The organism is Streptomyces sp. NPDC057302 (assembly GCF_042667685.1).
GTDB lineage: Bacteria > Actinomycetota > Actinomycetes > Streptomycetales > Streptomycetaceae > Streptomyces.
Genome location: NZ_JBHUZJ010000075.1, coordinates 32,053 through 48,075, shown reverse-complemented (window position 1 = coordinate 48,075; position 16,023 = coordinate 32,053). Strand labels below are relative to the sequence as shown.

The window sequence follows — 16,023 nt, the reverse complement described above, 5'->3', positions numbered from 1 at the left end:
CCGCCTGCTCGGCGGTGTCCGGGGCTCCTGTCATGTACTGCGGAGGGCCAGGGGTGAGCTAGTCCTCGTTGTTGCGGGAGAACCCGGCGCTGCCTCCGAGGAAGCCGCCTCCGTCGTCCCCGCCGTTGCCGCCTCCGTTGTCGCCCTGGTTGCCGCCTGCCGTGGTCAGGTTGATCGCGGTGTCCGGTGCGACCTCCTGATTGGCGGGCGGATCCGAGAGAACCACGAGGGCCTCGTCGTCCTGCGGGCCCGTGATGGTGCCCACCGTCAGACCGGCGTCCTCGACGGCCTTGCGGGCGTCCTTGAGCTTCTGGCCGGTGAGGGCAGGCACGGTGGCCTTCTCAGCCGCCTTGGCGACCTTCAGCGAGACCGAGGAACCGGGGTCGGCCTGGGTCTGCGGGGCGAGGCTCTGCGAGATGACCTTGCCGGCCTCGACGGAGTCGCTCTCTTCTTCCTCGCAGGTGCCGACGAGGTCGTTGGTCTTCAGCTGCGCCTTGGCTTCTTCGCAGGTCTTGCCGGTGACGTCGGGGACCGTGGACTTGGCGGCTTCCTTGGCGACCTCAAGGGTGATCTTGCTGCCCTTTTCCACCTCGGTACCGAAGACCGGGTCCGAGTCGAGAACCTCGTCCGGCGTACCGGAGGACTCCACAGGCTTGGTGTCGACGTCGAACTGGTACTTGTCGCTCTCGAGCTTCTCTGTGGCGGCGTCGACATCCAGGCCGACGACCTTCGGCACCGCGACCTTCGGCGCCCCGGTGGACACCGTCACGTTGATCGTGTCGCCCTTTTTGACCGTGGCGTTCGCACCCGGGTCCTGGGCGCAGATCTCGCCCTTCGGGTACTTCGCGCACGGCTTGTGCTCGGTGTCGTCGAGCACGAGGTCCACGTTCTGAGCCGACTCCTTGGCCTCGGAGAGCTTCTCGCCCACGAAGTTCGGTGCCTTGATCGAATCGCTGCCACCGCCGCCGGTGAACGCCCACTTCCCGATCAGGATCGCGCCCACCAGGACCAGCAACCCCGCCAGAACCAGCAGGATCGTAGAAGTGTTGCTCTTCTTCTGGCGGCGGCGTGAGTGGTCGTCGTACCCGTCGTCCGGGCCGACCGGCGGCATCATCGACGTCTGGCCGCCGCCGTTCTGCGGGCGCAGCATCGCCGTCTGCTGGTCGTCCGGGTGGCTTCCGTAGCCGACCGCGCCCATGGCGGCGGTGGCCTGGACGGGCTGGCCGTCGAGGCAGGCCTCGATGTCGGCGCGCATCTCGTCCGCCGACTGGTAGCGGTAGTCCGGGTCCTTGGTGAGGGCCTTCAGGACGATGGCGTCCATCTCCGGCGTGATCTCGCCGTCGAAGACGCTGGGAGCCTGGGGCTCTTCCCGTACGTGCTGGTAGGCGACCGCGACCGGGGAGTCCCCGACGAAGGGCGGGCGCACCGTGAGGAGCTCGTAGAGCAGGCAGCCCGTCGAGTAGAGGTCGCTTCGCGCGTCCACCTGCTCGCCCTTGGCCTGCTCGGGGGAGAGGTACTGCGCGGTGCCGATGACCGCCGCCGTCTGCGTCATCGTCATCCCGGAGTCGCCCATGGCGCGGGCGATGCCGAAGTCCATGACCTTGACCTGGCCGTTGCGCGTCAGCATGACGTTCGCGGGCTTGATGTCGCGGTGGACGATGCCGTTGCGGTGGGAGTACTCAAGGGCCTGGAGGATGCCGATGGTCATCTCCATGGCGCGCTCGGGCAGCAGCTTGCGCCCGGAGTGCAGCAGCTCACGCAGCGTGGAACCGTCGACGTACTCCATCACGATGTACGGGATGGAGATGTTGTCTACGTAGTCCTCGCCGGTGTCGTAGACCGCGACGATCGCAGGATGGTTGAGCGAAGCGGCCGACTGGGCCTCACGGCGGAACCGGGCCTGGAACGACGGATCACGCGCGAGGTCGACCCTCAGCGTCTTCACCGCCACGGTGCGTCCGAGGCGGGTGTCGTGCGCGAGGTAGACCTCCGCCATCCCGCCCCGGCCGAGCACCTGGCCCAGCTCGTACCGCCCGCCGAGGCGACGCGGCTCTTCCATAGCTAATCCAGCCCTCTCCGTCGGTCCCGACCGCACCCTTGTGTGGTCCGGCGGTGTGCTGTCCGGGCATACCGTACCCGGCTCGCCTTACGTGACCCGGCCGCCACCGTCACCCGATACAGGACCGGTATCGCAACGTGCACTGATGTGAAGAGGCCGTGACAGGGGTCACTTCTTGCTGTCGAGCACCGCCTGCATCACGTCCTTGGCGATGGGGGCGGCCAGACCACCACCGGAGATGTCGTCGCGGCCGGCCTTGCTGTCCTCGACGACCACGGCTACGGCCACCGGCGAACCGGAGTCGGTCTTGGCGTAGCTGATGAACCAGGCGTAGGGGTTCTCGCTGTTGTCGATGCCGTGCTGGGCGGTGCCGGTCTTGCCGCCGACGGTAGCGCCGGGGATCTTGGCGTTCGTGCCGGTGCCGTCGTTGACGACCGTCTCCATCATGTCCTGGAGCTTCTGCGCGTTCTCCTCGGAGAGCGGCCGGCTCATCTCCTTGGGCGCGTGCTTCTCGATCACGTCCAGGTTCGGCGCCTGCAGCTCGCTGACCATGTACGGCTCCATCAGCTTGCCGTCGTTGGCGACGGCCGAGGCGACCATGGCCATCTGCAGCGGCGTCGCGGCCGTCTCGAACTGGCCGATGGAGGAGAGCGCGGTCTGCGGCCTGTCCATCTTCTTGGGGAAGACGGAGGCGTTCGAGCGGACCGGCACGAACTGCTCTTCGTTGAAGCCGAACTTCTCGGCCGTCTCGAGCATCTTGTCCTTGCCGAGGTCCGAACCGATCTTGCCGAAGACGGTGTTGCAGGACACCCGCAGCGCCTCGCGCAGCGTGGCGTTCTTGCAGGGGATGTTGCCCTCGTTCGGCAGCGGGGTCTGGGTGTCGGGCATCGTCCAGGGCAGCGGCGACTTGGTGGGCGCGTCGATGTCGTTGTACAGGTCGTGCTCAAGGGCCGCAGCCGCCGTGACCGCCTTGAAGGTGGAGCCGGGCGGGTACGTCTCGCGCAGGGCGCGGTTGAGCATCGGCTGGTTCTTGTTCTTGTCCAGCTTCCCGAACTGCTCGGCTTCCTTGTCCGTGTTGCCCGCGAAGGTCGAGGGGTCGTACGAAGGAGCCGAGGCCAGGGCGAGGATCGCGCCGGTCGACGGGTCGAGCGCGGCGACCGCGCCCTTGCCGCGGCCCTTCAGACCCTCGTACGCGGCCTTCTGCGCGGCGGCGTTCAGCGTCGTGACGGCGTTGCCGCCCTCCTTCTTCTTGCCCGTGATCATGTCCAGGCTGCGGGTGAAGAAGAGCCGGTCGTCGTTGCCGGTGAGGATGCCGTCCTCGAGGCTCTCGATCTGCGTGGCGCCGATGCGCTGCGAGGCGAAGCCGGTGACGGGCGACCACATGGGCCCGTTCTTGTACGTCCGCTGGTACTTGTAGTCGCCGCCGCCGGCCTCCTTGGAGCCGGTGATGGCCTTGCCGTCGACGATGATGTCGCCGCGCGGCTGGGCGTAGCGCTCGATGGAGACACGGCGGTTCTTCGTGTGCTCGGCGAGCGTGTCGGCCTGCACGTACTGAAGCCAGTTGTCCCGGGCGAGCAGGGCGAGGATGAGGAGCCCGCAGAAGATCGCGATCCGGCGCAGGGGCTTGTTCACGGTCGGACCACCTGCGTCATTTCGGCGTCGGGGTTGGGGGCGGGAGCCGGCGCCGGGCGGCGCGCGGTGTCGCTGATACGGATGAGGATGCCGATCAGCGCCCAGTTGGCGATCACCGACGAACCGCCGTTCGCGATGAACGGCATGGTCATACCGGTCAGCGGGATCAGGCCCATGACGCCGCCCGCGACGACGAACACCTGGATGCCGAAGGCGCCGGACAGGCCGATCGCCAGGAGCTTGCCGAACGGGTCACGGGCCGCCAGGGCGGTACGGACACCGCGCTCCACGATCAGTGCGTACATGAGCAGGATCGCCATGACGCCGGCGAGACCGAGCTCCTCGCCGAAGGTGGCGAGGATGAAGTCGGAGTTGGCGGCGAAGCCGATCAGGTCGGAGTGGCCCTGGCCGAGTCCGGTGCCGAGCACGCCGCCCGAGCCGAACGCCATCAGGGACTGGGCGATCTGGTCGCTGCCCGTGGAGGCGATGACGGCGTCGGAGAACGGGTTCAGCCAGGCATCCACACGCTCCTGCACGTGCGGCTCGAACGTGGCCACACCCACGGCGCCGACCGAGGACATCACCAGGCCGAACACGATCCAGCTGGTGCGCTCCGTGGCGACGTACAGCATCACGACGAACATGCCGAAGAACAGCAGCGACGTACCGAGGTCGGTCTCGAAGACCAGGATCAGGATCGACATCGCCCAGACGACGATGATCGGGCCCAGGTCACGGCCGCGCGGCAGGTACATGCCCATGAAGCGGCGGCTGGCCAGGGCTAGTGCGTCGCGCTTCACCATCAGATAGCCCGCGAAGAAGATCGCGATGACGATCTTCGCGAACTCACCGGGCTGGATGGAGAATCCGCCGACGCTGATCCAGATCTTGGCGCCGAAGACGTTCATGCCGAGGCCCGGCACGAGCGGCAGGAGCAGCAGGATCAGGGAGGCCACCATGGAGATGTACGTGTAGCGCTGCAGGACGCGGTGGTCCTTCAGCGCGAGCAGCACGGCTACCAGGAGCGCGATGCCGATCGCCGAGTACATCAGCTGCTTGGGCGCGGAGGGGCTGAAGGAACCGGTCGCCGCCTTGGCGAGGCCCTGAAGCTTCTCCGACTGGTCCAGGCGCCAGATGACCACCAGACCGAGGCCGTTGAGCAGCGTCGCGATCGGCAGCAGCAGCGGGTCCGCGTAGGGCGCGTACCTGCGCACCACGATGTGACCGACGGATGCGAGGAGTCCGAGCCCGCAGCCGTAGCCGAGCATGCCGGAGGGCAGCCTGCCGTCGATCGCGAGGCCTACGTTGATGTAGGCGAACAGCGGGATGACGACGGCGAACGCGAGGAGCGCGAGCTCGGTGTTGCGCCTGCTCGGCGCTCCGATCGCGCCGATGGTCGACGTGTGTGTAGTGCTACTGCTCATGGCGTGCAAAGGCCCCCAACGGCTGCTTACTGCTTACCGCACAGCGGGACCAGCTTCTCCTCGTCCTCGGAGAGGCTGGGGCCGGGTGTGGGAGTCGGTGCGGTCTTGGACTTGTTCTTGTCGGTCGAGTTGTTCTTGTCGTTCTTGTCCGTCGTGTCGTTCTTGTCCGCCGGGTCGGTCGGGTCGTCGGTCGGGGCCTTGGCGGCCAGACCTGTGGTGCCGCCCGCCTCGCCCTCGCCAGGCTTGGCGTTCTCACGCTCGGCCTCGCGGCGCTTGACGTCCTTCTCGCAGGCGGACGCCTGCAGACTGAGCTCTTCGATCTTGCTCTTGGCGTCGTCGAGGTTGCCCTCGGCGATGGTCGCCTCGACCTGCTTGCGCTGGTACGGCGGCAGGTACTTGAGTTCGATCTGCGGGTAGTTCTCCTCGACCTTCGACAGGCTGACCCACGCCAGATCCTGGTCGATGCCGCGGTACAGGGCTACGTTCTTCTCGTTCGTGCCCACGAAGTACTGGGTCTGGGTCCAGCGGTAGCCGCCGTACAGGCCGCCGCCGATGACCGCCAGGGCGAGCACCGTGTAGAGCGATCTCTTGAGCCATTTACGGCCGCCGCCGGGCTTCACGAAGTCCTCGTCGCTGTACGCGCCGAAGCTCCCCTCGGGCACGTATCCCGCCGTGTCCCCGCTCCCGGGCGGCCCGAAGCCGCCTCCGGAGGGCTGCGGGGGCACGGGACGGCCCAGGCCCGACGCGCGGCCCGCGGGGGTCTGCATGGCGCCGTCGTCCTGCGCCTGGAGCTGGTTCTCGGCGACCGCGCCGACGACCACGGGGGTGTCGGAGAGCTGGCCGGCGAGGGTGTCGCCGCTGTCGATGTCCAGGACATCGGCGACGATCACCGTGATGTTGTCGGGGCCGCCGCCGCGCAGCGCGAGCTGGATGAGCTCCTGCACGGTCTCCTGCGGGCCTTGGTAGCTCGCGAGGGTGTCTTCCATCGTCTGGTGCGAGACGACGCCGGAGAGTCCGTCCGAGCAGATCAGATAGCGGTCGCCCGCGCGGACCTCACGGATGGAGAGGTCCGGTTCGACGTGCTCACCACTGCCCAGCGCGCGCATCAGCAGGGAGCGCTGCGGGTGGGTGGTGGCTTCCTCTTCGGTGATCCGGCCCTCGTCGACCAGACGCTGCACCCAGGTGTGGTCCTGGGTGATCTGCGTGAGGACGCCGTCCCGAAGGAGGTAGGCGCGTGAGTCGCCGACGTGTACGAGACCCAGGCGCTGTCCCGTCCACAGGAGGGCGGTCAGCGTCGTCCCCATGCCCTCGAGCTGGGGGTCCTCCTCGACCATCAGGCGCAGTTGGTCGTTGGCGCGCTGCACGGCGGTGCCGAGCGACGTGAGGATGTCCGATCCCGGTACGTCGTCGTCGAGGGTGACGAGCGTCGAGATCACCTCGGAGCTCGCCACCTCACCCGCGGCCTGGCCCCCCATGCCGTCGGCGATCGCGAGAAGACGCGGACCGGCGTAACCGGAGTCCTCGTTCCCCTCCCGGATCATGCCTTTGTGCGATCCGGCGGCGAAGCGCAAAGACAGACTCATGCGCACCTCGCCCGTCGGCTCCGGGTACATCCGCACGGTGCCCACCCTCCGGTCGGGAGCGCGCTGGCGTCCAGTGTGTGGACCGCCTCGGCTCGCTCGCTCCGCTCGCGCTCTGTCATGACGTAGTACTACTTCCGCAGCTCGATGACGGTCTTGCCGATGCGGATCGGCGCGCCCAGCGGAACGGGCGTCGGGGTGGTGAGTCGGGTCCGGTCGAGATACGTGCCGTTGGTGGACCCGAGATCCTCGACGATCCACTGGCCGTCCCGGTCCGGATAGATCCTGGCATGCCTGCTGGACGCGTAGTCGTCGTCCAGCACGATCGTCGAATCGTGCGCTCGGCCCAGCGAGATCGTCTGACCCTGCAGGGCGACCGTCGTGCCCGCCAGGATCCCTTCGGATACGACCAGCTTGCTGGGGGCGCCACGGCGCTGCCGCCCGCCGCTCTGCTGCTGGCGCTGGGGAGGTGGTGTTGCCGCCTGCTGTTGCTGGCGGGCGGCCTGCTGCGGTCGCGCGTTCTCACGGCGCGAGCCGCGCTGTGTGACACGTGTTCCAAACAGGTCGCTACGGATGACCTGGACGGCCACGATCACGAACAGCCACAGAACGGCTAGGAAACCCAGCCGCATGACCGTCAGGGTCAGCTCTGACATTGCCCCCGCTTCACCCTTCGGCTTGCCGGTAAACGATGGTGGTTTGGCCCACGACGATCCGCGAGCCGTCGCGGAGCGTAGCGCGGGTGGTGTGCTGCCCGTCTACCACGATGCCGTTGGTAGACCCGAGATCCTGGATCGTCGAGGGCGTTCCGGTCCGGATCTCACAGTGCCGGCGCGATACGCCGGGGTCGTCGATCCGCACATCGGCGTCGGTGCTGCGGCCCAGCACCAGCGTCGGGCGGGAGATCTGATGGCGATTGCCGTTGATCTCGATCCAGCGCCGCACCTGCGCACCCGGAAGAGGTCCCGCGCCGGGCCCCTGGGGGCGGCTCGGTGCCGGAGCGGAGCCGCCGGGGCGTCCGCCCGGGGGCGGTCCGGCGGGCATGGGAGGCGGGCTGGAGGGCTGAGCGGGCTGCGGATAGCCGTAGCCACCGCCCCCGCCGCCCGCAGGGGGCCTGGCGGGGCTCTGGGCGGCGTTCGTGGGGCCCGCGGAGGGGCCCGCCGGAGCGCGCTCGGGGCTCTGCGAGGTACTGGAGGCCAGCGTGCGGCTGCGCACCCGGTAGAGGCCCGTGTCGAGGTCCTCCGCCTTCTCCAGGTGGACCTTGATGGGGCCCATGAAGCTGTAGCGCTGCTGCTTGGCGTACTCCCGCACCATCCCGGAGAGCTCGTCGCCGAGCTGCCCCGAGTAGGGGCTCAGGCGCTCGAAGTCGGGCGCGCTGAGCTCCACGATGAAGTCATTGGGGACGACGGTCCGCTCGCGGTTCCAGATCGTCGCGTTGTTGTCGCACTCGCGCTGCAGGGCGCCGGCGATCTCGACGGGCTGGACCTCGGACTTGAACACCTTGGCGAAGGTGCCGTTGACGAGACCTTCGAGTCGCTGCTCGAACTTCTTCATGACTCCCATGGGGCACCTCCTCCGTCGTAGTCATCCTGGTACTGCTTACTGATCGTATCCACGCGCAGGGAAATCGGCTGGTTCCCCCTGTCCGCCCGGTCGATGAGTGTCGCCTCTCACAAGGCATGCCCGCACCAGGCTTCCGGGATCCGTCCGGGCTCCTCTCAGGCTCCTCTACCCGGGATCGTAGAGGGGGCCTCAAACCAGTGTCCCGCACCCGGCTGCGGAGCTTCGCCGGGTACGGCGCAAGTCGGTCGGTAGTCGGTCGCCGGTCGGTCGTCCGTCGGTCGCCCGTTGGTCGGTGGAGGCCCGTGTCCCCCCGGATCGTCAGGGGCGGCTGCCCCCGAATACGGATGTGAATCCACCCTCGCCACCGTGCTAATCTTCTGATGTCGAAAGGCGCTCGCACCGAACAACGGCCGAACAGCAGTATTCGTGCCAGGTGGTGGGAGAACCCGAGACAACACCCATGCGCGGGTGGCGGAATAGGCAGACGCGCTGGATTCAGGTTCCAGTGCCCGAAAGGGCGTGGGGGTTCAACTCCCCCCTCGCGCACCATGTGGCGGGTCTCCGTCAGGACGAAAGTCCTGGTGGGGGCCCGCTTCTCGTTGTCCGGGCTCGGCGTCCGTGCTTGCCGTCCGTGCTTGGTCCGGACAGGGCGCTCGCGGTGAGCTATCTCACTTTGGATCAACGGGGAGTGCCCCGCCTCCCCTCACCACGACTCCGACTCCGTGACGGGTCCCCCCGGGATCGTCGCCTTGCCCGCCCTGGCCCGCACCCGCAGCGCGAGCAGCGGGAAGACCAGGACGGAGACCATGGCGGCTCCGACCAGGGCCGCCGCCTCCCCTTTCTGCAGGGCCCCTTCGTCCAGGCCGATCGTGGTGATGGCGACGACGAGCGGCAGACAGGTCGAGGAGTACAGGGTCAGGGCCCTGCGGTCGGTGGGGTTCAGGTCGCGCGGTGCCAGTGCGTACGCCGGGAGTCCTCGTACGACGAGGAACAGGAGCAGGAAGACCGGCAGCAGGAGGAGGGCCCGGCCGCCGTCGAGCAGCGAGGCGAGATCGAAGTTGACGCCGGTGACGATGAAGAACAGCGGGACGAGGAATCCGAAGCCCATCGCTTCGACCTTGCCGAGGACCTCCGCGCTGCTCTCGGGCGCGGCCCCGTGGAAGACGAGCCGGGTCAACAGGCCCGCGGCGAAGGCCCCGAGGAGCACGTCGAGGCCGAACGCGTGCGACAGGGCGAGCATCGCGACCAGCAGCAGCATCACGAAGCGCACGGCGAACTGACCGCTGGTGTGCAGCGTCGTACGGATGATCTGGGCGAACCAGGGCGGGTGGGGGCGCAGCGCCCAGTAGATCGCCGCCGCCGTGATGACCGCGAAGGCGGCGAGGACCACGGTGGACACTCCCGGAGCGCGGCCGCTGAGCAGTACCGCCATGGCGATGATGGGCGCGAACTCCCCGACCGCGCCGAACGCCATCATCACGGTGCCGAAGCGTCCGCGCAGATCGCCGCTGTCGCGCAGGATCGGCAGGACGGTGCCGAGCGCGGTGCTGGTGAGCGCGGTGCCGATGACCACGCTGCGGGAGAGGTCGAGGCCGGTCAGCGCCAGTGCGACGCCCAGGCCCAGGGCGAGGGAGATCACCCAGGCCCGGACCGAGCGGCGCAGGGTGTCGCCGCGGATCGCCGCGAACTCGATCTCGTACCCGGCCAGGAAGATCAGCATGGACAGGCCGAGCTCCGAGAGCGTGTCGATGATCTCGTCGTGCCGCGCCCAGCCGAGCACGTCGGGGCCGATGAGGATCCCGAGCACGATCTCGAAGATGACCAACGGGATGCGGACCCAGCGGCTCACGCCGTGCGCGAGGAGGGGCGCGAGCACGGCGATGGCCATGATCAGGATGAGCGTTCCCGGGTGGGTCATGCCGCTGTCCTGCCTCCCCGCGTGCCGGGCCGTGGCGCGAGGGCGGAACGGCTGCGGGTACGGGTACGGGTGCGCATGGTCCGAGCGTCGGGGTGGTGGGGGTGCGCCGCATGTGGGGGCGGACCGAGCGGGCGATGCGTGGGGGTGGAGGGGTGTGTCGCTGGCTGGGGTGGGGGTTCCGTGGTAGCGGATCGCGGGTCGCGGGTCGCGGGTCGCGGATCGCGGATCGCGCGTCGCGGGTGGGGTGTTTGCGTTGGGGCCCTCGGTTCCGTCGTCCTTTTGGTGGGGCCGTCTCAGGAGGCCGCCACCATGGTGGGAAAGTCTGAATGGTGGTTCACTTCTTTCATGGCCTACCGCAAGACCCCTGCCGAGATCCACCGCCTCGCAGCCGGCCGGGAGCGCCTCGTCGCCTGCGCCACCGCTGTCGTCGCCGAAGTGGGCTGGTCGCAGGCGTCCGTGACCGCAGTGGCCGACTCGGCAGGAATCGCGGCGGGCTCCGTCTACCAGCACTTCCCGTCCAAGGCGGCGCTCGCGGTGGAGGTGTTCCGGCGGGCCGCCGGACGCGAGGTGGACGTACTCGGCGAAGTGCTGCACGGGCCGGGCGACCCGGTCGAGCGCCTCGGGCAGGGCGTGGAGGTCTTCGCCCGCCGCGCCCTGGAGAACCGCGGCCTCGCCTACGCCCTGCTCGCCGCCCCCGCCGAACCCGCGGTCGGCGCCGAGCGCCTCGAATTCCGTCGCCGCTACCGCGCGCTGTTCGCCGAGGTGGTGCACGAGGGCATGGCGGCGGGGCTGCTGCCCGCCCAGAACGGCGAGATCACCGCGGCCGCGCTCACCGGAGCGATCGGCGAGGTCCTCGTCGACCCGCTGGGCGCCCCCGACGAGACCGCCACCGACGAACTCCTCGCCGAACTCACCGCCATGGCGCTGCGGTGCGCGGGGGCGCCGCGCGACTGACCGTTCTGAGCGTGATCGACCGAGCATCCGAGCATCCGAGCATCCGAGCTTCACTGACCGCCCGATCACCCGGAGGAGATCCATGGCTACGACCACCACCGCGTCGCCGTCGTCACCGCCGTCGCCGCCGACGTCACCGCACAGCAACCCGATCGCAGTAACGCATGAAGTGACCAACCAGGCACCCCCGTTGACAGGTCACGACGCCGCCGACGACCCGGTGCTCGTCGAAGGCGTGCGCCGCGAGGGTGCCGAGTGGCACCTCGAGGACCTGCACAGCTTCGGCCGTCTCGTCGGCAGCGAGGAGGCGCGCACCTGGGCCGACCAGGCCAACCGCCACGAACCCGAGCTGCGCACCCACGACCGCTACGGCAACCGCGTGGACGAGGTCGACTTCCACCCCGCGTACCACTCGCTGATGGCCGCCACCGTCGGCGCGGGCGCCGCCGGTAGCGCCTGGGCGGACGAGCGTCCCGGCGCCCACGTGGCCCGCGCGGCGACCTTCATGGTCGCGACCATGATGGAACAGGGCCACATGTGCCCGGTCTCCATGACGTACGCCGTCGTCCCCGCCCTGCGGCGCTCTCCCGGCCTCGCCGCGCTCTACGAGCCGCTGCTCACCAGCAACGTCTACGACCCCGGCCTGCGCACCCCGGCCGGCAAGCGCGGACTGCTCGCCGGGATGGGCATGACGGAGAAGCAGGGCGGCACGGACGTCCGGGCGAACACGACGGCCGCCGTCGAACAAGCGGACGGGACCTGGCGGTTGCGCGGCCACAAGTGGTTCACCAGCGCCCCGATGAACGACCTCTTCCTCGTGCTCGCGCAGACACCCGGCGGCCTCTCCTGCTTCCTCGTACCGCGCGTGCTGCCCGACGGCAGCCGCAACACGTTCCGCATCCAGCGCCTCAAGGACAAGCTCGGCAACCGCTCCAACGCGAGCAGCGAACCCGAGTTCGACGACACGGTGGCCTGGCTCGTCGGCGACGAGGGCAAGGGCGTACGCACCATCATCGACATGGTGACGATGACGCGCCTGGACTGCGTACTCGGCTCCGCCGGACACATACGTGAGTCCCTCGCCCAGGCCGCGCACCACACCCGCCACCGCTCGGTGTTCGGCGCCAAGCTCATCGACCAGCCACTGATGCGCAACGTGCTCGCCGACCTCGGCCTGGAGTCGGAGGCGGCCACCACCCTCGGTCTGCGCCTCGCGGGCGCCGCCGACCGGGCCCAGCGCGGCGACACCCAGGAGCGCGCGTTCCTGCGCCTGGCCACCGCCGTCTCCAAGTACTGGGTGTGCAAGCGCCAGCCCGCCGTCGTCGCCGAAGCCCTCGAATGCCTCGGCGGCAACGGCTATGACGAGGCATCAGGCATGCCCCGCCTCTACCGCGAGGCCCCGCTCAACGGCATCTGGGAAGGCTCCGGCAACGTCAACGCCCTCGACCTGCTGCGCGCCCTGGCCCGCGAGCCCGATTCCCTCGACGCCTTCCGTACGGAGATCGAGGCGGCGGCCGGAGCCGACCGGCGGCTCGACACGGCCTGGCGCGAGCTGCGGGGCGAGCTCGTCCTCACCGAGGACGCTCCGCTGCGCGCCCGCCGGATCATCGAGCGGGCCGCACTCGTCCTCCAGGGCTCGCTGCTCGTCCGCCACGCACCGGCCGCCGTCGCGGACACGTTCTGCGCGTCACGGCTCGCGGGCGACCAGGGCTTCGCCTTCGGGACGCTGCCGCCGGGCACGGACTTCGCGGAGTTGCTGGGGCGGCTGCCTGCTTGATGGCCGGGGGGGCAGTGGGGTGCCTGGGCGTCCAGGGGCGTCCAGGGGCGTCCGGGGCGGGGTGTTCGGGGTGCCCCGGGTGTCGGGGTTTTCCACAGGTCGCGGGTTGTCCACAGGCTCTGACGCGGGTCGGGCACACGGCGGTACCTTCATGCCAGGTGAGGCCCATGGGGGCCGCCAGGACGTGGGGGATGCGGGGCGAGGGCAGTGGGCATGACGGAGACCGATGGTGCGCGATTCGGTGGTGCGGGGCTTCCTCGGGTGACGGGGTTCGCGCAGTGGCCTTCGGCGGTATCGGAGAGTTCGGGCGAGGCTCGTTCGCCGAAGAAGGAGGGCAAGGCGTTGCGGGAGCGGGTCGGCCGCGCCTCGCACGCGTGGTTCGCCGAGGACGACGGCCGCCCCGGTCCGGTCGGGGCCGTGGAGGATTCCAACCGCAGCAGGCTCCCCGAGCTCACGCCGATCCGGATGGGACGGATGGCCGCGACGCCCTTCGCCTTCCTGCGCGGGGCCGCCGGTCTGATGGCCTACGACCTCGCGCGGACCCCCGTGACGGGGATAGGCGCCCAGATATGCGGTGACGCACACGCGGCGAACTTCGGTCTGTACGGGGACGCGCGGGGCGGCCTGGTGATGGACCTGAACGACTTCGACGAGACGGGGCACGGGCCCTGGGAGTGGGACGTGAAGCGGCTCGCGGCCTCCCTCGTGCTCGCGGGGCGTGAGGCGGGGGCGAGCGAGGACGTCTGCCGGGAAGCGGCGTTCGACGCGGTGGGGGCGTACCGGCGCACGATGCGGCTGCTCGCGAAGCTCCCGGCGTTCGACGCGTGGAACGCCATCGCGGACGAGAAGCTGGTCTCGCACACGGACGCCCGGGACCTGCTCGGAACCCTGGAGAGCGTCTCCGAAAAGGCCCGGCACAACACGAGCGCCCGGTTCGCCGCCAAGTCGACCGAGCGGGTCGAGGGCGAGGGCGGCCTCGTCGGGCGGCGCTTCGTCGACGCCCCACCGGTGCTGCGGCGCATACCGGACGCGGAGGCGGCCGAGGTCGCCTCCGCGCTCGGGGACTACGTGGGCACGCTGTCCGAGGACCGGCTGCCGCTGCTCGCGCGGTACGCGATCCAGGACGTGGCGTTCCGCGTCGTGGGCACGGGCAGCGTCGGCCTGCGGTCGTACGTCGTGCTGCTGCTCGACCACCGGGGCGAGCCACTGGTGCTCCAGGTCAAGGAGGCCCGTCCCTCCGCGCTGCTGCCGCACCTGCCCACGGCGGGCTTCGAAGTCCCGGAGGTCGCGCACGAGGGGCACAGGGTGGTGCTCGGGCAGAAGCGGATGCAGGTGGTCAGCGACTTCCTGCTGGGGTGGACGACGGTCGCCGGGAGGGCCTTCCAGGTACGGCAGTTCAGGAACCGCAAGGGCAGCGTGGACCCGGCAGCGCTGGCCGCCGACCAGATCGACGACTACGGCCGGATGACCGGAGCCCTGCTGGCCCGCGCACACGCACACAGCGCCGACCCGCGGCTCATAGCGGGCTACGTCGGCAAGAACGACGAGCTGGACACGGCCGTCTCGGCGTTCGCGGTGGCGTACGCGAACCGGACGGAGGCGGACCACGCGGAGCTGGTGCGTGCCGTCAAGGAGGGGCGGGTGGCGGCGGAGGCGGGGGTGTGAGGTGAGTTGCGGTGGGGGTGTGGGGCGGGGAGGAGGGGAGGGGGGAGGGGGAGGGAGGGCCCCCCACCGGAAGGCTGTGTGGCGAGGGCTCGGCGGGGCGCCCGGCCGCGTCGGCTGCCGCTCGGTCGGGGCCGTGTCTCGGTGGCCTAGGCTGGACGGGTGACAACCCCGGAAGCCGAGCCGACGCAGCCCCAGACGCCCGACCCCGATTCCGATCTCGGCCTTGACCGCGATCCTGATCCCGATCCCGCGACCGCCGGTCGTGGGGCTTCCGACGGGGCGGCGGGGCAGAGCGGCGCCGCGCGGCCCGAGGACCGTCTCGAGAAGGCGGTCCGGGCGGCCGAGCAGGCGCTGATCGAGTACGAGATCGCCGTCGAGACCTTCCGGGTCGAGGTGGAGAACTTCTCCCGGCTCCACCACCAGAAGCTCGGCCCGATGTACGCGCGCCTCGACGAGCTGGACGCCGAGATCGCCGAGGCCCTCGCGGCCCGCAGCGGTGACCCGGAGGACCGGCGCAAGGCGGACGAGGCGCGGGCGCGGGTCATGCCGATGCCGGGTGTCGAGGAGCTGTTCCACGGCTGGATGGACGGCGAGGGCCTCTATCCCGAGGCCGCCGCGATGCTGACCGATCAGTCGGTGCGCCCCCCGCAGCGGGTGCGGCCCAGCGACGAGGCCCGCAAGCTCTACCGCGAGCTCGTCCGCAAGTCCCACCCGGACCTGGCCCAGGACGACGCGGAGCGCAGCCGCCGGGACGAGTTCATCACGCGCGTGAACGCCGCTTACGCCCGTGGGGACGAGCCCCTGCTGCGGGAACTGTCCGCGGAGTGGGCCGCCGGCCCCGTGGCCGAGCAGCAGTGGCCGAGCAAGAGCGAAGAGCTCTACGCGCGCCTCGAGTGGCTGGCGCAGCGCAAGGAGCTGCTGACCGTGGTCGCCCGGGAGCTGGAGGAGGGTGCGATCGGCGCGATGCTGCGGATGGCGCCCGACGATCCGGACCAGCTGCTCGAAGAGATCGCCGAGCAGCTGCTCGCGCAGGTCACCGAGCGCGAGGCCGAGCTTGCGCGGCTGACCGCTTAGTCCGTCGGGTAGCGTCGGGGGCATGGCTTTCGGATCTCACGTGCCCACGGTCGGCGTCAACGACCTCGCAAGCGGCGACTTTCTCCTGGACGTCCGCGAGGACGAGGAATGGCAGGCGGGTCACGCCGCGGGTGCGCTGCACATCCCGATGAGCGAGTTCGTCGCCCGTTACGGCGAGTTGACCGAGGCCGCCCCGCAGGACGGCAAGGTCAATGTCATCTGCCGGGTCGGCGGTCGTTCGGCGCAGGTGGCCATGTACCTCGTCCAGCAGGGCATCGACGCGGTGAACGTCGATGGCGGCATGCAGAGCTGGGAGGCCGCGGGCCGGCCCGTCGTCGACGACAAGGGCCAGCCGGGCGTCGTGGTCTAGTTCGGCC

The 16,023-nt window shown here is 69.9% G+C and carries 12 protein-coding genes and 1 tRNA gene; 6 read left to right on the top strand and 7 right to left on the bottom strand.

The genetic code is table 11. From position 1 onward, the window contains the following. Positions 1-58: 58 nt before the first annotated feature. The 6 genes from pknB to ACFUPX_RS35260 form a co-directional block, all read right to left on the bottom strand. Positions 59-2,059 carry a Stk1 family PASTA domain-containing Ser/Thr kinase gene (gene pknB / locus ACFUPX_RS35285; RefSeq protein WP_383332156.1) on the bottom strand — a complete coding sequence of 667 codons (2,001 nt, stop codon included), beginning with the start codon at positions 2,057-2,059 and terminating at the stop codon, positions 59-61. A gap of 168 nt (positions 2,060-2,227) precedes the next feature. Continuing rightward, a complete protein-coding gene (locus ACFUPX_RS35280; RefSeq protein WP_383332155.1) occupies positions 2,228-3,691 on the bottom strand; it encodes a peptidoglycan D,D-transpeptidase FtsI family protein in 1,464 nt (487 codons plus the stop codon). Beyond that, positions 3,688-5,115, bottom strand: coding sequence for an FtsW/RodA/SpoVE family cell cycle protein (locus ACFUPX_RS35275; RefSeq protein ID WP_383332154.1), 1,428 nt, complete (start codon positions 5,113-5,115; stop codon positions 3,688-3,690). Before ACFUPX_RS35275 ends, ACFUPX_RS35280 begins: the two co-directional genes overlap by 4 nt. A gap of 26 nt (positions 5,116-5,141) precedes the next feature. After that, positions 5,142-6,698 (bottom strand): Stp1/IreP family PP2C-type Ser/Thr phosphatase, encoded by a 1,557-nt coding sequence (locus ACFUPX_RS35270; RefSeq protein ID WP_383332152.1) that lies wholly within the window; start codon positions 6,696-6,698, stop codon positions 5,142-5,144. A gap of 128 nt (positions 6,699-6,826) precedes the next feature. Further along, complete coding sequence (locus ACFUPX_RS35265; RefSeq protein ID WP_383332150.1) at positions 6,827-7,351, bottom strand: FHA domain-containing protein; 525 nt, start codon at positions 7,349-7,351, stop codon at positions 6,827-6,829. A gap of 10 nt (positions 7,352-7,361) precedes the next feature. Continuing rightward, positions 7,362-8,258, bottom strand: a complete 897-nt coding sequence (locus ACFUPX_RS35260) for an FhaA domain-containing protein (RefSeq protein ID WP_383332148.1) — start codon at positions 8,256-8,258, stop codon at positions 7,362-7,364. Positions 8,259-8,720: 462 nt separating this feature from the next. Here ACFUPX_RS35260 and ACFUPX_RS35255 point away from each other — a divergent pair. After that, positions 8,721-8,807 (top strand) — tRNA-Leu (locus ACFUPX_RS35255). A 154-nt stretch (positions 8,808-8,961) separates the two neighbouring features. Here ACFUPX_RS35255 and ACFUPX_RS35250 read toward each other — a convergent pair. Beyond that, complete coding sequence (locus ACFUPX_RS35250) at positions 8,962-10,176, bottom strand: cation:proton antiporter (RefSeq protein WP_383332147.1); 1,215 nt, start codon at positions 10,174-10,176, stop codon at positions 8,962-8,964. Positions 10,177-10,521: 345 nt separating this feature from the next. Here ACFUPX_RS35250 and ACFUPX_RS35245 point away from each other — a divergent pair, with 345 nt between their 5' ends. From ACFUPX_RS35245 to ACFUPX_RS35225, 5 genes are all read left to right on the top strand, one after another. Further along, complete coding sequence (locus ACFUPX_RS35245; RefSeq protein ID WP_383332146.1) at positions 10,522-11,130, top strand: TetR/AcrR family transcriptional regulator; 609 nt, start codon at positions 10,522-10,524, stop codon at positions 11,128-11,130. Between the two features lie 82 nt (positions 11,131-11,212). Beyond that, the gene (locus ACFUPX_RS35240; protein ID WP_383332144.1) at positions 11,213-12,907 is read left to right on the top strand and encodes an acyl-CoA dehydrogenase family protein; all 1,695 of its coding nucleotides are present in this window, start codon (positions 11,213-11,215) and stop codon (positions 12,905-12,907) included. Between the two features lie 213 nt (positions 12,908-13,120). Next, positions 13,121-14,572, top strand: coding sequence for a DUF2252 domain-containing protein (locus ACFUPX_RS35235; protein ID WP_383332142.1), 1,452 nt, complete (start codon positions 13,121-13,123; stop codon positions 14,570-14,572). A gap of 159 nt (positions 14,573-14,731) precedes the next feature. Continuing rightward, positions 14,732-15,646: a J domain-containing protein gene (locus ACFUPX_RS35230; protein WP_383332140.1), complete on the top strand. Its 915-nt coding sequence runs from the start codon at positions 14,732-14,734 to the stop codon at positions 15,644-15,646. Positions 15,647-15,668: 22 nt separating this feature from the next. Beyond that, positions 15,669-16,016: a rhodanese-like domain-containing protein gene (locus tag ACFUPX_RS35225; protein WP_383332138.1), complete on the top strand. Its 348-nt coding sequence runs from the start codon at positions 15,669-15,671 to the stop codon at positions 16,014-16,016. The last annotated feature ends 7 nt before the right edge of the window (positions 16,017-16,023 follow it).

What these genes read in the sequence shown, in the direction of transcription:
- ACFUPX_RS35250 (WP_383332147.1), bottom strand. Translation starts at nt 10,176, where the DNA reads ATGACCCACCCGGGAACGCTCATCCTGATCATGGCCATCGCCGTGCTC.
- ACFUPX_RS35245 (WP_383332146.1), top strand. Translation starts at nt 10,522, where the DNA reads ATGGCCTACCGCAAGACCCCTGCCGAGATCCACCGCCTCGCAGCCGGC.
- pknB (WP_383332156.1), bottom strand. Translation starts at nt 2,059, where the DNA reads ATGGAAGAGCCGCGTCGCCTCGGCGGGCGGTACGAGCTGGGCCAGGTG.
- ACFUPX_RS35265 (WP_383332150.1), bottom strand. Translation starts at nt 7,351, where the DNA reads ATGTCAGAGCTGACCCTGACGGTCATGCGGCTGGGTTTCCTAGCCGTT.
- ACFUPX_RS35260 (WP_383332148.1), bottom strand. Translation starts at nt 8,258, where the DNA reads ATGGGAGTCATGAAGAAGTTCGAGCAGCGACTCGAAGGTCTCGTCAAC.
- ACFUPX_RS35270 (WP_383332152.1), bottom strand. Translation starts at nt 6,698, where the DNA reads ATGAGTCTGTCTTTGCGCTTCGCCGCCGGATCGCACAAAGGCATGATC.
- ACFUPX_RS35275 (WP_383332154.1), bottom strand. Translation starts at nt 5,115, where the DNA reads ATGAGCAGTAGCACTACACACACGTCGACCATCGGCGCGATCGGAGCG.
- ACFUPX_RS35240 (WP_383332144.1), top strand. Translation starts at nt 11,213, where the DNA reads ATGGCTACGACCACCACCGCGTCGCCGTCGTCACCGCCGTCGCCGCCG.
- ACFUPX_RS35225 (WP_383332138.1), top strand. Translation starts at nt 15,669, where the DNA reads ATGGCTTTCGGATCTCACGTGCCCACGGTCGGCGTCAACGACCTCGCA.
- ACFUPX_RS35235 (WP_383332142.1), top strand. Translation starts at nt 13,121, where the DNA reads ATGACGGAGACCGATGGTGCGCGATTCGGTGGTGCGGGGCTTCCTCGG.